This window comes from Actinokineospora lacus (assembly GCF_053813445.1).
In genome coordinates this window covers 27,990-42,189 of the sequence record NZ_JBQERA010000018.1, presented here as the reverse complement: position 1 = coordinate 42,189, position 14,200 = coordinate 27,990, and the positions used below count along the sequence as shown (strand labels likewise).

Sequence of the window (14,200 nt, the reverse complement as noted above, 5' to 3'; positions counted from 1 at the left end):
ACGGGAAGGAGCATGGACAGCGATGACGAGAGTGGAACAGGCAGGCGACCGCAGTGAGTTCGACCTGTCGGACCCCGCGTTCATCACCGACCCGGCCGCGGGTGAGCGCTGGCTGTCGGGCCCGCGACCGGTGTGCCGGGGCACGTTCGCCGACGGCACCGACGTGTGGGTGGTCACCGGCTACGACGAGGTCCGCGCGGTGCTGTCCGACCCGCGCATGCTCAGCAGGCCGCCGGGTGACTCGCACCGGGAGAGCATGCTCAGCCGGGGCGTCCCCGAGGACATCGTCGACATGTTCGACTCCACCCTGCTGACCATGGACGGCGCGGACCACAGCCGGGTCCGGCGCATCGTCGTCCCGGCGTTGTCCACCCGCCGGATGCGCGCGATCAGGCCGCGCATCGCCGAGCACGCCACCGCGCTGCTCGACGCCATGGCGGACAAGCTGACCCTGGACCTGATCGCCTGCTACGCCCACCCGCTGGCGATCGCGGTGATCTGCGAGCTGCTCGGCGTCGACGAGGCCGACCGGGAGCCGTGGCGGGAGTGGAGCGACGCGCTGGCCGAGGCCCTGCGCCCCGACCCCGAGCAGTTCGCGCCCGCCGTGCGCGGCATGGCCGAGATCACCCGCCGCCTGGTGGCCGCCCGGCGCTCGGAGCCACGCGACGACCTGGTGTCGGACCTGGTGGCCGTGCACGAGCGGGACAGCGACCGCCTCACCGACGATGAACTGGTGGCGCTGGCCATGGTGCTGGTGCAGGCCGGCCACGAGACCGTGCGCAACCTGATAGCGCTGGGGGTGTTCACCCTGCTGCGGAGCCCGCACCAGCTGGAGCGGCTGCGCGCCGAACCGGGGATCACCACCCGCGCGGTGGGTGAGCTGATCCGGCACACCGCCCCGGTCAAGCACGCCTTCCGCCGGTTCGCCACCGACCCGGTCGAGGTCGGCGGCGTCACCGTCGGGCCGGGGGAGGCGGTGCAGGTCGTCCTGGCCGCCGCCAACCGCGACCCGGCCGCCTTCGTCGACCCCGACACCCTCGACCTGGGGCGCACCGGCAAGCCCCACGTCGGCTTCGGCCACGGCCCGCACCACTGCCTGGGCGCGGGCCTGGCCCAGATCGAAGGCGAGGTCGCCATCACCGAGCTGTTCGCCCGGTACCCGCGGCTGCGCCTGGCCGCCGACCCGGCCGAGATCGGCCCCCGCTACCTGCTGCCCATGCGCACCCTGCCCGTCCACCTGTCCTGACCAGGTCCGCGTCCTAGGAGGACCCCCGGATGACCGACACCCCGACCACCGGAACGCACCCGCCACAGCCCCGCGTGGTGGACGGGCTGCCGATGCGCCGCGGCTGCCCGTTCGACCCGCCCCTCGGGCTGGCCGAGCTGCGCGAGCACGACCCCGTCGCGCGCATGGTCTTCCCCGACGGCCACCACGGCTGGCTCGTCACCGGCTACGAGCAGGTGCGCGCCCTGCTGGCCGACCGCGGGATGAGCTCGCGCGGCGACCTGCTGCGCAGCCCCATCCCGCTGCCCATGGCCGGGGACCGCACCGAGGTGGACCCCGGCATGTTCACCGCCATGGACCCACCGGAGCACACCCGCTACCGGCGCCGCATCGCCACCTGGTTCTCCGCGCGGCGCACCCGCGAGCTCGAATCCCGGGTCGCCGAGATCGTCACCGAGCACCTCGACGCGTTCGAGGCCGCCGGTGCGGGCAGCGCCCCGGTGGACCTGGTGAAGGTGTTCGCCGAGCCGGTGTCCGCGCTGGTGATCTCCGAGCTGCTCGGTGTTCCCGCCGACGAGCGGGACACCTTCGTCGAGGCCACCACCGCGCTGTTCACCACGCACTCCAGCGCCGAGGAGGCCATCGCCGGGTGGCAGCGCATCGGCGGCCTGCTCGCGCACCTGGTGGAGGCCAAGCGCGCGCACGGCGGCGACGACCTGATCGGCAGCCTGGCCGCCGAGGGCGAGCTGACCGACCGGGAGCTGGCCACCGTCGGCAGCGTGCTGCTCGTGGCGGGCCACGACACCAGCACCAACATGCTCGGCCTGGGCGCCTTCGCGCTGCTGGAGCACCCCGATCAGTACGCCGCCCTGGTCGCCGACCCGGACTTGGCCGCGGGTGCGGTCGAGGAGCTGCTGCGCTACCTGACCATCGTCCACGCGGGCTCCATCCGCGCGGCGGGCACCGCCACCGAGATCGACGGCCACACCGTCGCCGAGGGCGAGGCGGTGTCACTGTCGCTGGCCGCGGCCAACCGGGACCCGGCGCTGTGCGCCGACCCCGACCGGTTGGACATCACCCGCGCCCCGGTGCCGCACCTGGCCTTCGGCCACGGCATCCACCAGTGCGTCGGCCAGCAGCTGGCGCGCCTGGAGCTGCGCCTCGCCTTCGGTGAACTGGCCCGCCGCTTCCCCAACCTGAGGCTGGCCGTTCCGGCCGCCGAGGTCCGCACCCGCGCCGAGATGATCATTTACGGCGTGCACGCCCTGCCCGTCACCTGGTGAGAGGACACTTGTGATCCACCGCGAGATGCTCAAGTCCAAGATCCACCGGGCGACCGTGCGCCAAGCGGACCTGCACTACGTCGGGTCGATCACCATCGACAAGGCGCTGATGGACGCCGCCGACCTGCTGCCCGGGGAGAAGGTCGACGTGGTCGACATCGACAACGGCAACCGGCTCAGCACCTACGTCATCGAGGGGCCCGCCGACAGCGGGGTCATCGGCATCAACGGCGCCGCGGCCCGCCTGGTCAGCCCCGGTGACCTGGTCATCATCATCTCCTACGCCCAGGTCCCCGAGGACCGCGCCCGCGACTACCCGGCCCGCGTGGTGTTCGTCGACGCCGACAACCGCCCGGTGCGGACGAGCGATGACCCGGCCGAGGCGCCCGAGGGCTTCGGCCTCCGGCGCGGCGACGAGTTGGCGGGCACCGCGCGGGAGGCCCTGCGATGAGCACCCCGGCGGTCATGACCGCGTTCACCAGCGGCCTGGCCGAGATCAACCTCGCCGAGGACGACAGCGTCGGCGGTGACGCGGGCGCGGCGAGGATCAAGGACGCCAGCGCCGCCATCTACGACATGGCCGCCCAGCACGCGGCCGCCGGTGCGTTGTGGAACTGGGGCATGCACGATCCCGAGCAGCTGGCGGAGATCCGCGATCTGCTGCCCGGCTTCGCCGAGTCCGGCACGGACGGGTTCAGCGAGCAGCTGTACTACCGGGCACTGCGCGGTCTGCCCGGCGGACTCGCCGCCGTCGCCGACAAGGACGTGCTCGAGGTCGGCTGCGGTATGGGGGAAGGGCTGAACTTCCTGTCCCGCTTGGTCCCCACCGCGCGCATGGTCGGCCTGGACCTGTCCGCGGGGGCGGTCGCGCGGGCCACCGCGACGCTCAGCCGCGGCGCGGGCCTGACCTACGTGCACGGCGACGCCGAGGACCTGCCGTTCCCCGACGCCTCAGTGGACGTGCTGGTCAACATCGAGAGCTCGCACACCTACCCGAACCTGGGCAGGTTTCTGTCCGAGGTCGAGCGGGTGCTGCGCCCCGGCGGCCACCTCACCCACATCGACGTGTTCACCCGCCAGCGCCACGCGGCCATGCGCCGCGTCCGCGAGCAGATCCCGGGTCTGGAGTGGACAGTGGATGAGGACTTGTCGGAGTTCGTCCGCGCCGCCGTGCGCGGGCGGATGGCCGCCGACAGCCACTTCCGCCGGGAGCTGGGCAAGCGGCGGATGAACCGGCTCGTGCGTGAGCTGACCGCGCACGGCCAGATCCTCATGCACGGCGGGATGTTCGCGGGCTACGAGCCCAGCCGCACCATCAAGGTGCTGGCCAAGCTGGGCGTCGTGCCGTGGATGACGGGCCTGCCGATGGAGAGCTACCGCCACCAAGTGGCCGTGCGCCGCTGACCCGGATCAGGCCGCGGGCACCGGGCGGGGCAGCCGCGCCGCCCCGAGCACCGCGGCCTGGTAGGGCGTCAGCTCGCCGCCGACCACCCGGGCGGGGCCGACCCGCACCCGAGGGTCGCGGCCCGCGCCGAACAGCACCGCCGCCGAGGACACCATCGAGCGCAGCTCGCCGTCGCGCCGTCCCGAGGCCAGCAGGTGGCCGGGCAGGTCCGCCGCCGCCAGCGTCTGCCGGACGGGGGTGAGCAGCACCGGGTGCGCGCTCACCTCCAGGAACAGCTCGTGGCCCGCGCGGGCCAACGCCCGGATGGCGGCGGCGAAGCGCACCGGCTGCCGCAGGTTGCGCATCCAGTACGGCGCGCCGAGTTCGGTGCCCGATACCGGGGACCCGGTGACGGTGGAGTAGAAGGGGACCACGGCGGGGCCCGCGGGCAGGCCGCGCAGGGCGGCGTCGAGGTCGTCGCGCAGGAAGTCGATGAAGTGGCTGTGCGTGGGGACGGTGCCGTTGATGAGGCGGCAGTAGACGTCCTCGGCCTCCAATTCGGACACCAGCGCGGCGAGCGCGGCGGACTCCCCCGCCAGGACGGTGGAGCGCGGGCTGTTCTCGCCCGCCACCGCGATCCGGCCGCCGCTGGCCGCGGCGAGGTCGTGCGCGCGCTCGGGCGACAGCTCGGTCGTGGCCAGCGCGCCGTGCCCGACGACGCGGCGCAGCAGGTCGCTGCGCCTGCACGCCACCAGCACCGCCTCGCGCAGTCCGAGCGCGCCGCAGGCGTGGGCCGCGGAGATCTCGCCCATGCTGTGCCCGACCACGGCGTCGGGAACGATGCCCCAGTGCCGCCACAGCGCGGCGTAGGCCACCTGCAGCGACATCATGGTCGGCTGGAGGACGTCGATGCGCGTGGTGCCCGCCTCGCCGTCCGGGTGGTCCAGCACCTCGTGCACGGAGAACCCGGCGAACTCGCGCACCAGCGCGTCGCACCGGTCCAGCGTCTCGGCGAAGACCGGTTCAGCGGCGCGCAGCTCACGCCCCATGCCGTTCCACTGCGCGCCTTGGCCCGCGAAGACGAACGCGACCTTGGGGGCGCGCGCGGCGACGTCGGCGGGGAGCAGGTCGGCGGTGCCCGCCAGCGCGGCGTCGAGGCGATCGAGCAGCTCCGCCGCGGTCTGCACGGCGAACGCGGCGCGGTGCGGCCCCACCGGGCCGGTCGCCGCCGCGCGGCAGTACCCGGCGAGGTCCGCCACGCCCATGGCCGCCCGCTCCCGGTGGGCGGTGAGCAGTGCCCGCAGCCCGTCCTCCGTCGCCGCCGCCACCGCGAACAGCCGGACCTCGTTCTCCGTGCTCCGCACCACCGGGACCATCCCCTCGCTCCGCCGGTCGGGTCCGCTCCGACGGTAGCAACCGGCAGACGCCCCGGACAGGTCCGATCGTCGGTGGCGCAAGGGTTCCGGGTCCGGGTGACCCGCTTCCGCGCATCCGTTCGACTTTGATACCGTCCTGTATACAGATACAGGGCTGTATCTGAAACGACGGGCGTCGGGGAGGCCGTCATCGCGAAGCGGGTGAGCAGGCAGGAGAGCCGGGATCGGACTCGGGAGAAGCTGCTGCGCGCGGCCGCCGAGTTGTTCGGCGAACGCGGGTTGAACGGCACGTCGGTCGAGCAGATCGTCGAGCGGGCAGGCTTTACCAGGGGCGCGTTCTACGGCAACTTCGAGGACAAGCACGAACTGGTCCTCGCGCTGCTCGAACAGCGCACCGAGCGCGAACTGGGGGAGCTCAGCGCCTTGGGCCGCGAAGCGGGCTCGTTCGCGGGCATGGCGGAGCGGTTCCGCGAGTGGCACCGCGACCGCGACCGGCACCTGCCGGAGTGGCTGGCGCTGCGCACGGAGCTGTGGCTTTACGCCATGCGCCACCCCGAGATCCTCCCGCTGCTGGCCCAGCGGGAGAGCCGGGTGCGGGCGGCCATCGCCGCCGCGCTGGCGCGCGACATGGCCGGGAGCGGAGCCACTCCGCCCGCGCCGGTGGAGCTGCTCGCGCTGGTGGTGCACGCGCTGGAGGACGGGCTGGCGATCCAGCGCGTCCTGTCGCCGGGCGCCATCCCCGACGACATCGCCGTCGACGTCGTCGCCCTGCTGCTGCGGTCCTGGGCCGCGCTGGGCGAGGCGGGTTCCCGAGTGGAGAAAGAGGAGAACCGGTGAGCGAGCACACTTTCCGGGTGATGGTGCGGGGCAGGTTCGACCGCCTGGACAAGGCGGTGCGGGAGAAGTTGCTGGCCGAGATCGATGACCACGACCTGGTGTTCGGCGCGTCCTTCACCGACGAGGGCACCGTCACCTACGGGCCGAACCTGACCAGCTTCACCTTCCGGGTCGTGGTGCGCGCGGAGTCGGGCGGCAACGCCGAGCGCGAGGTCCGCGAGCTCGCCGAGCGGCGCATGGCCGCGGTGCTGGGCGCCTTGGGCTGCGGTTACCGCGAGCCGCAGTTCGGAATCACCGACATGGACGAGATGAGGATCCGCGGGCGTTCCCGCTAGGGCCTGTCCTCAAACCCTGGTTGATGAGAGTCGGGATCGGATCGGTTGCTGGCGGCGCTGGCGCAGGGCCCTCGTACCGGGTTGTACTCGGGTTCTGTGGCGGTGTCGTCAGCGGCCGATCCGGCCCGGCTATCGCGATTGGGGTTTGAGGACAGGCCCTAGGCCGCACGAGGGAGACCAGGCCACGTACTCGGCTCCCGACGGCGGTCGAGGGCGCCCGCTTCCCTTGCCCGCGCTCACCCGCGCGTCGGAGGAGAGAATGACCGGCACCGACCAGACCGCGCTCGAGGCGCCCGCCGCGCCCGAAGCCGCACCGGCGGGCCCCGCGCCCCCGCCCACCCCGGCGCCGGACCCCCATCGCTGGCGGGCACTGGGCGTGCTGCTGGTGGCCACCTTCATGGACCTGCTGGACGTCAACATCGTCACGGTGGCGATCCCCAGCATCCAGGGCGACCTCGCCGCCTCGGCCGCGGCCATCCAGTGGTCCACGGCGGGCTACACCCTCTGCTTCGCGGTCGTTCTGATCACCGGCGGCAGGCTCGGTGACATCTTCGGCCGCAAGCGGATGTTCCTCACCGGCGTCATCGCGTTCACCGCGGCCTCGCTACTGTGCGCGCTGGCGCAGAGCCCGGAGGCGCTGATCGGGGCCAGGGTGTTGCAGGGCTTGGCCGCGGCCGTCATGGTCCCGCAGGTCCTCGCGCTGATCCACGTCACCTTCGCCCGCGAGGAGGTCGGCAAGGTCGTCAGCCTGTACGCGGGCATGGCGGGCCTGGCGATCGTGGCGGGCCCGGTGCTCGGCGGCCTGCTGGTGCAGTGGGACCCGTTCGGCTTGGAGTGGCGCTCGATCTTCGCGGTCAACCTCCCGGTCGGCGTCGCCGCCGTCATCGGCGCCATGGCGTGGATGCGCGAGTCGAAGTCCCCACACGCCCGCAAGCTCGACCTCGTCGGCACCGTGCTGGGGATCGTGGGCCTGTTGCTGTTGCTGTTGCTGCTGCCGCTGATGCAGGGGCGCGAGCTGGGCTGGCCCGCGTGGACCATCGTCTCGCTGGTGCTGTCGGTGCCGGTGCTCGGGTTGTTCGTCCTCCACCAGCGCCGCCTGCGCGACAGCGGCGGCTTGCCGCTGCTGGCCCTGGGCCTGTTCAAGAGCCGCGGCTTCGCCACCGGCGTCGCCGCGCAGCTGCTGTTCAGCTGCGTGCCCGCGGGCTTCTTCATCAGCTGGACGCTGTACCTGCAAGCCGGCCTGGGCTGGTCGGCGCTGCAGACCGGGCTGACCATCATCCCGTTCTCCATCGGCGTCCCGGTCGCGGGCGGCCTCGCGGTCCGCCACTGGTTCCCGAGGCTGGGCAGGAGGCGGGCTCGGCCTCCGGCGTCATCAACGCCACCGGCCAGCTCGGCGCCGCGGTCGGCGTGGCGATCGTCGGCAGCCTGTTCTTCGCCGCGCTCGCGGGCATCGGCCTGGCCACCGCCGACGGCGACGGCGAGCGGGCCAAGGCCGCGCTCGTCGCCGAGGGTGCCACCCCGAAGCAGGCCGACCGGATCATCGCGGGCCTGCGCCGGTGCGCGGAGGACTCCCTGGCGGGCAAGGACATCGCGGCCGCCCCGGCAGGCTGCGCCACGCTGGCCGAAGGCCTGCCCGCCACCCAGCGGGCGGTGGTGGTGGACTCGGTGACCGCCACCCACCAGGGCACCTTCACCTCCGCGTTCCAGCGCGCGCTGTGGTACAGCTGCGCCGCGCTGGTCCTGGTGTTCCTGCTGCTGCTGAGACTGCCCAGCGGCAAGGCCTCACAAAGGAGGGCCCCTGGTTGACTCGGTTCCGGTCGGCCCGTCCGCGCCGGTGAACTCTTGGCGCGGTCAACGCTGTCGAGACGCCGGGCACTTTCCCGGGTTCGCTTCGACGCGCTATTCGAAGTGAATTCGGTGTGAAGCCCGGGGCGGCGCGGCCATTCACGCTGGGCCGTGACATCGAGGTCGACCAGACCGGTGTCCGATTCACTAGCACAATTTTGGATGCTTCGCCACATGATCGTCTGCGGCGCCCCCGGGAATGCCCATGTGGCCAGTGCGGGGTGTCCCATTTGTTCAGCTTGGAAAGCGCTCATGTGCCCGATTGGCCCGTTCGTGTCCCCGCCTGCCTGCCGGAGCCGCCGGGCGCGTGCGCCAATCGTCACCATCACCCGGTCCAACGCCGCAACCGGGTGACAAGGTGCCTCGGATATGGATTGCGCGGCGGCTCACGCAAGAATTGGAGTTGTGGTGATCCGGTACCTCCTTTCCCATGCCCTGTCCATGCTCGGGAACTCCATGGCGGCCATCGCGCTGCCGTGGCTGATCCTCGTGCGCACCGGCGACGCCGCCGCAGCGGGCCTCATCGCGGCGGTGAGCGCGCTGCCGGTGCTGGTCGCGGGCGTGGCGGGCGGACTGGTGGTCGACCGCTTCGGCAGGCGCAGGACGTCCATCGGGGCCGACATCGCCTCCGCGCTCGCGGTCGCCGCCCTGCCGTTCGTCGACCACGTCTCCGGCCTCACCATGACCTGGTTCCTCGTGCTGGGCGTGGCGGGCGCGCTGTTCGACGTGCCGGGCATGACCGCCCGCGAGTCGCTGGCCCCGGACGTGGCCGCCGCGGCCGGGGTGCCCCTGGAGAAACTGGCGGGTATGCGCGAGGGCGTCAACGGCGTCGTGCTCGTCGTGGGCCCGGCCGTCGCCGGCGGGCTGCTCGTGCTGTTCGACCCGACAACGGTGCTGTGGGTGACCGCGGCCTGCTCGGCCGCCGCCGCGCTGTGCACCGCCACCCTGCCCCGGCGGCTGGGCGCCAGTTCGGGCGAGCCGTCCAAGGGCGTGCGCGGTGACCTGGGCGAGGGCTTCCGCGCGCTGGCGGGTGACCGGGTGCTGCTGACGATGACCGGTGTGGTCACCGCGAGCCTGCTCGTGCTCGCCCCGATGCAGAACATCCTGCTGCCGGTGCACTTGATCGCCGAGGACGCCCCCGGCGGCTACGGCCTGGTCATCGCGTGCCTGGCCATCGGCGGTATCGCGGGCTCGATCGCGTACTCGGTGGTCGGCGCGCGGCTCTCGCGCCGCACGGCGTTCGTCCTGGCCCAGGTCGTCACGGCGCTGGGCACCGTCGGGCTGGCGCTGCTGCCGCCGACCCCGGTGCTCCTGGCCGCGGCCGTGCTGGCCGGGTTCGGCGCCGGTCCCCTGCAGGCGATGGTGCTGGTGCTGGTCAACGAACGCATCCCGGGGCGGTTCCGGGGCCGCATCCTCGGCCTGCAGAACTCCGCGCAGCTCACCGCCGTGCCGCTCGGCACGCTCGCGGGCGGCCTGCTGATCGAGGGCATCGGAGTGCGCCAGACCGGTGTCACGCTCGCCGTGGCCTGGGGTGTCGTCGCGGTGTTCGCCCTGCTGGTCCCGGCCCTGCGCCGGATGGAGCGACCGGCCGAGGCCGCGGCGGGCACGGCGGCCTCCGAGACCGCCGTGCCGCCGCGGGAGTGAGGCGGGGGCCTCAGTCGAAGGCGAAGCGCGTGATGTGCCCGACCCCGCGGGTCACCGGCAGCTTGGCCAGCACCTTGGTGTCGAGCAGCAGCAGCAGCCGCAGCCCCAGCGGCAGCCGCCGGTGGTCCCCGGGGTCGGTCGTCTCGTACGCCTTGACGGACTCGACGACACGCAGTCCGGGCACCTGTTCGAGCAGCTCACGCGGGTCATCGATGCCCCAGTGCATCTGGGCGCCGGTCTCGCGCATCACCGGCATCGGCCTGCTCATGCGCACCGTCGCCCGCGAGTACGAGTCGAACGCGATCTCCCCGCCGCCGGGGAAGTGCCCCACGATCGCGCGCAGCATCTCCGGCCCCTCCTCGGCGCCCAGGTACATGGCCAAGCCCTCGGCCACAACCAGCACCGGGAGGTCGGTGGGCACCGCGTCCAGCCAGACGGTCTCCACGACCGAGGCGCCGATGGCCCGGTACCGCGGGCGCTCGGGGTAGAGCCGGGCCCGCAGCTCCATCACGTCCGACTGGTCGACGTCGAACCAGCGCACGCCGGGGCCGGGGTCGATGCGCTGCACCCGGCTGTCGAGCCCGCAGCCAAGGTGCAGCACGGTGCACTCGGGGTGCTCGGCGAGGAACGCGCGCACCCAGCGGTCGAAGAACCGGCTGCGCAGCGCCACGCCGATCGCCGTCGTCGCCTGGACGCGCAACTTGGCGAAGTCGTAGTCCAGCTTGTCCATGACCTCGACGGCCGTGGTGTCACCGAGCATGGGGTGCGGGGACCGCGCGTCCACGGCGCGCGCGCACAGCGTGGCCAGCAGCGTCTCCGCCGAACCCGTCAATGAGACCTTCATCTGAACCCCCATCGGGTGTGGTGCGTCAGGTGGGTGGGAACCGTGGCGCCCCGGCGGTGCCGAGGCGGGCGGCTCGACCGGGCGCTTGGCCGTCGAGCCTGGTCGGGATCATCGGGTCGGGCCGTCGGGATCACCCCAGATCCGGCAGGGGCACACCCGCGTGCCGGGGTCCCCGGACTGCGTCGGCGGCCACGGCGCGGGGCAGTCGGGCTCGGTGAGGCGGGTCCAGCCGCGCGCCCGCGTGCGCAGTTCGGCCACTTGCGGCGTGGTGTCCACCGCCCCGAGCCAGCGGTCCACCAGGACCGACCAGCGCGCCGCGCCAGGGATCGCCTGGCAGCGGATATGCGGTTTGCGGGCCAGCCAGTGCCGCACTGGGTAGGTCGCCAGCGCGCGCTCGTCCGAGCAGAGCACGTGCAGTGGGTCCGTTTGCCCGCCCGCGTCCACCGCGTCGAGGAACCGGGGCAGGTCCCTGGTCCAACCGGAGTCCGGGTGGGTCCGCACCACCGGTTCCGGAGCCGCGTCGCCCGGCTTCCGCGCGCCCCGCCGCACGGCCAGCGCGAGCGCGCCGCCGCCGGGGGCCAGGAGCACGCCCGCGATGCCGCGCACCCGGGCGACGAAATCCGGGTCGAACACCAGGCGCCACGTCTCCACCAGGTCAGGGCGCAGGCCCGCGTCGCGCCAGATGCGCGACACCACCGTCTGCGACAGCCCGCGCTCCGCGGCCATGGACCGGGTGGTCCAGCGAATCCCGCCGGGCGCGGGAAGCTCCAGGGTCGCGGCGACCAGACAGCGCGCCGACTCGTCGCTGATCGCGCGCGGCGGACCGGGGCGTGGCCGGTCGCTCAAGCCCTCCAACCTGTCCTCCTGGAAGCGGTCACGCCACTTGCGGACAGTTTCCCTCGACACCTTCAGCTGCTTGGATATCGCAACGGCGGTCACTCCTTCGGAGCAGGCGAGAATAATCTGTGCACGCAGCGCGATCGGTTTTCCGCTTCGCGCCAACTGTCGCAGTATGCGACTCTCCACTGCGGACAATTCAACCGGCTCAGCACCGGCGGTCTTCATGGCCCTCCCTGCCCAAGTATTTGAAACTCACTGGCCGGTTAACGCCTGGAAGTGCGGGGGTGGCCGCTGCTGTGCCCATTGTGGGGGCGTTGACGGAGTGGGTGTCATCGACGAACATACTCTCCAGAGTGCCACAACCACTGGGGTGGTGATTGGTCATCAAAGCACGCAGGGTTTCCCTTGTCTCGATGCCGTGGAATAGCGCTACCCGTCCTTCCATCCAGGTGGGAATTTTGCGCTCCGTGGCGGAGGTCGAGGGATGGCAGGTCGATTCCCACTACGCCTATCTCGAGTTCTACTCGATGGCCCCGGACCTGGTCGGGCTGTCGCGGGAAAACTGGGCACAGGCCTACGAGCTGGTGTCCGAGCGGCTTTACCACCTGTCGGTCGGTGACTGGATCTACACCAACCGCCGGGGCGACGAGGCCGCGCGGGAGGCGTACTTCGACCTGCTGCGGTCCAAGCGCGTCGACGACGAGACCATCCGCGTGCTCGACGCACTGCGCGAGGTGGCGGACAGGCACGTGGAGTCGACCACGCGGCGGCTGCTCGACGTCGAGCCGGACGTGATCGGGTTCACCACGATGTTCAGCCAGAACGGGGCCACCCTCGCGGTGGCGCAGCGGCTGCGCGAGTCCGGCTACACCGGCCGGATCGTGCTCGGCGGCAGCAACTGCGAAGGGCAGATGGGGCGCACGCTGCTCACCAACTTCCCCGCCATCGACGCCGTCGTCGACGGCCCCGGCGAGGACGCGTTCGCCGCGCTGCTCGGCCAGGTGGCCACCGGTTCCGAACTGCGCTCCACCGGCAGGCTCGTCACCCGCGGCGCGGCCGATGTCGAGCTCGCCACACTGGTGCCCGCGGAACGGCTCAGCGTGCCGATGCCCTCCTACGACGGCTTCTTCGAACAGCTGTCGGACGCGGGGCTCACCGAACTGGAGGCCGAGGTCTCGCTGCCGGTGGAGTTCTCGCGCGGCTGCTGGTGGGGCGCGAAGACGCACTGCACCTTCTGCGGCCTCAACGGCGCCACCATGCGGTACCGCAGCAAGCATCCCGACGCGGTGGCCTCCGAGCTCAAGTACATGATGGACCGCTACGGCGTGCTCGACTTCTTCGCCGTGGACAACATCCTCGACCTGGGCTACCTCGACACCGCTCTGCCCGCTGTGGAGGAGCTGCGTGCCGACCACTCACTGTTCTTCGAGGTCAAGGCGAACATGGAGTGGGCCGATATCCGGCAGATGCGCCGGGCGGGCGTGCGCTCGGTGCAGCCGGGCATCGAGAGCATCAGCACCGAGGGCCTGCGCGCGCTGCGCAAGGGCGCCACGGCGTTCCTCAACGTGCGGTTCCTGCTCGGCTGCGAGGAGTTCGACGTGCGCGCCGACTGGAACATCCTCACCGGCTACCCCGGTGAGACCCCGGCCTCCATCCTCGCCCAGATCGACCTCGTCGCGTCGCTGTCGCACCTGACCCCGCCGCACGTGACGCTGATCCGGTTCGACCGGTTCAGCCCGTACGTGGAGAATCCACAGCAGTACGGGCTGGCGCTCACCGAGCCGTTCCCGGGCTACAAGTACGCCTACCCGGGACTGTCCGATGAGGACATCTGGAACATCGCCTACCACTTCGAGGGCGAGTTCACCGACGACCCGCGCAACGCCGAGCTGCGCAGGCGCCTCGCCGCTCGCATCCGGCTGTGGCGCAACCACCACGAGACCGCCTCCTTCACCTACCGGTTGGGCTTCGACTCCGTCCTGCTGGACGACCGGCGACCTGGCCTGCCACGAGAGCAGACCATCCTCGCCGGGGACGAGGCCAAGCTGTTCCGGGCGGTGATCGGCGGCACCCGCTTCCGAGACCTGCAAGCCCAGGGGTGGGACGGACCGCGCTGGGACTTCGCGCTGGAGCTGCTGCACAACTGGCAACGGCGCCGCTGGGTGATGATCGAGGGCACCAAGGTGATCGCGCTGCCGATTCGCCACGAGCCGTCGGCACACCGCACGCCGCCCGCCAAGGGCACGCCCAAGCGCGCCAAGACCCCGGTCCCGCTCACCCTCGCCAACCCCGCCCCGCGCCGGTGACGGCTCGGGGCGGCGGAAGTGCACATCCCTCTGAAGAGAAAGGAAACGATCATGGGTCCGGTTGTCGTGTTTGACTGTATGACCGCGGATTTCCTCAACGACGACCCCAACAACGCTGAGCTCAGCGCGCTGGAGATGCGTGAGCTCGAGGCGTGGGGCAGCTGGTCCGACGAGAGCGACGCCACCGTCTGAGCATGGTGGCACCGCTTTCCGCGGTTCGCATGACTGAGTCCGAATAGGATGAAGTCGGTCGACGGGTCCGGGTGACCCAGGGGAGAAGG

Annotated in this window: 14 protein-coding genes; 11 read left to right on the top strand and 3 right to left on the bottom strand. The window is 72.0% G+C overall.

Going from position 1 to position 14,200, the window contains the following annotated elements; all coding sequences use genetic code 11:
- Window positions 1–22 precede the first annotated feature (22 nt).
- Genes ACTG9Q_RS31250 through ACTG9Q_RS31235 form a run of 4 tightly spaced genes read left to right on the top strand, consistent with a single transcriptional unit; the run spans window position 23 to window position 3,912 of the window.
- Window positions 23–1,246, top strand: coding sequence for a cytochrome P450 family protein (locus ACTG9Q_RS31250; RefSeq protein ID WP_455576551.1), 1,224 nt, complete (start codon window positions 23–25; stop codon window positions 1,244–1,246).
- A 29-nt stretch (window positions 1,247–1,275) separates the two neighbouring features.
- On the top strand, window positions 1,276–2,508 hold the full coding sequence (locus ACTG9Q_RS31245) for a cytochrome P450 (RefSeq protein ID WP_455576550.1): 1,233 nt from the start codon (window positions 1,276–1,278) through the stop codon (window positions 2,506–2,508).
- A 13-nt stretch (window positions 2,509–2,521) separates the two neighbouring features.
- Window positions 2,522–2,959, top strand: a complete 438-nt coding sequence (panD, locus tag ACTG9Q_RS31240; protein WP_455576564.1) for an aspartate 1-decarboxylase — start codon at window positions 2,522–2,524, stop codon at window positions 2,957–2,959.
- On the top strand, window positions 2,956–3,912 hold the full coding sequence (locus tag ACTG9Q_RS31235; protein WP_455576549.1) for a class I SAM-dependent methyltransferase: 957 nt from the start codon (window positions 2,956–2,958) through the stop codon (window positions 3,910–3,912). Before panD ends, ACTG9Q_RS31235 begins: the two co-directional genes overlap by 4 nt.
- Window positions 3,913–3,918: 6 nt before the next feature.
- On the opposite strand, the gene ACTG9Q_RS31230 is transcribed toward ACTG9Q_RS31235, so the two are convergent.
- Window positions 3,919–5,256, bottom strand: coding sequence for an acyltransferase domain-containing protein (locus tag ACTG9Q_RS31230; RefSeq protein ID WP_455576548.1), 1,338 nt, complete (start codon window positions 5,254–5,256; stop codon window positions 3,919–3,921).
- Window positions 5,257–5,469: 213 nt separating this feature from the next.
- On the opposite strand from ACTG9Q_RS31230, the gene ACTG9Q_RS31225 reads away from it, so the two are divergent.
- The 5 genes from ACTG9Q_RS31225 to ACTG9Q_RS31205 all read left to right on the top strand — a co-directional run bounded on the left by ACTG9Q_RS31225 (window position 5,470) and on the right by ACTG9Q_RS31205 (window position 9,929).
- Window positions 5,470–6,105, top strand: coding sequence for a TetR/AcrR family transcriptional regulator (locus ACTG9Q_RS31225; protein ID WP_455576547.1), 636 nt, complete (start codon window positions 5,470–5,472; stop codon window positions 6,103–6,105).
- Window positions 6,102–6,440: a DUF6204 family protein gene (locus ACTG9Q_RS31220; RefSeq protein WP_455576546.1), complete on the top strand. Its 339-nt coding sequence runs from the start codon at window positions 6,102–6,104 to the stop codon at window positions 6,438–6,440. Before ACTG9Q_RS31225 ends, ACTG9Q_RS31220 begins: the two co-directional genes overlap by 4 nt.
- A 259-nt stretch (window positions 6,441–6,699) precedes the next feature.
- Window positions 6,700–8,109: an MFS transporter gene (locus ACTG9Q_RS31215; RefSeq protein ID WP_455576545.1), complete on the top strand. Its 1,410-nt coding sequence runs from the start codon at window positions 6,700–6,702 to the stop codon at window positions 8,107–8,109.
- On the top strand, window positions 8,106–8,246 hold the full coding sequence (locus ACTG9Q_RS31210) for a hypothetical protein (RefSeq protein WP_455576544.1): 141 nt from the start codon (window positions 8,106–8,108) through the stop codon (window positions 8,244–8,246). Before ACTG9Q_RS31215 ends, ACTG9Q_RS31210 begins: the two co-directional genes overlap by 4 nt.
- Before the next feature lie 447 nt (window positions 8,247–8,693).
- Window positions 8,694–9,929, top strand: coding sequence for an MFS transporter (locus ACTG9Q_RS31205; RefSeq protein ID WP_455576543.1), 1,236 nt, complete (start codon window positions 8,694–8,696; stop codon window positions 9,927–9,929).
- Between the two features lie 10 nt (window positions 9,930–9,939).
- Here ACTG9Q_RS31205 and ACTG9Q_RS31200 read toward each other — a convergent pair whose 3' ends face one another.
- Window positions 9,940–10,773, bottom strand: a complete 834-nt coding sequence (locus ACTG9Q_RS31200) for a class I SAM-dependent methyltransferase (RefSeq protein WP_455576542.1) — start codon at window positions 10,771–10,773, stop codon at window positions 9,940–9,942.
- 108 nt (window positions 10,774–10,881) lie between these two features.
- Window positions 10,882–11,838 carry a helix-turn-helix domain-containing protein gene (locus ACTG9Q_RS31195; RefSeq protein WP_455576541.1) on the bottom strand — a complete coding sequence of 319 codons (957 nt, stop codon included), beginning with the start codon at window positions 11,836–11,838 and terminating at the stop codon, window positions 10,882–10,884.
- A 152-nt stretch (window positions 11,839–11,990) separates the two neighbouring features.
- On the opposite strand from ACTG9Q_RS31195, the gene ACTG9Q_RS31190 reads away from it, so the two are divergent.
- Together ACTG9Q_RS31190 and botA are read left to right on the top strand one after the other, a co-directional pair.
- Window positions 11,991–13,919, top strand: coding sequence for a RiPP maturation radical SAM C-methyltransferase (locus ACTG9Q_RS31190; protein ID WP_455576540.1), 1,929 nt, complete (start codon window positions 11,991–11,993; stop codon window positions 13,917–13,919).
- 51 nt (window positions 13,920–13,970) lie between these two features.
- Window positions 13,971–14,111 (top strand): bottromycin family RiPP peptide, encoded by a 141-nt coding sequence (gene botA / locus ACTG9Q_RS31185; RefSeq protein ID WP_455576539.1) that lies wholly within the window; start codon window positions 13,971–13,973, stop codon window positions 14,109–14,111.
- Window positions 14,112–14,200 lie beyond the last annotated feature (89 nt).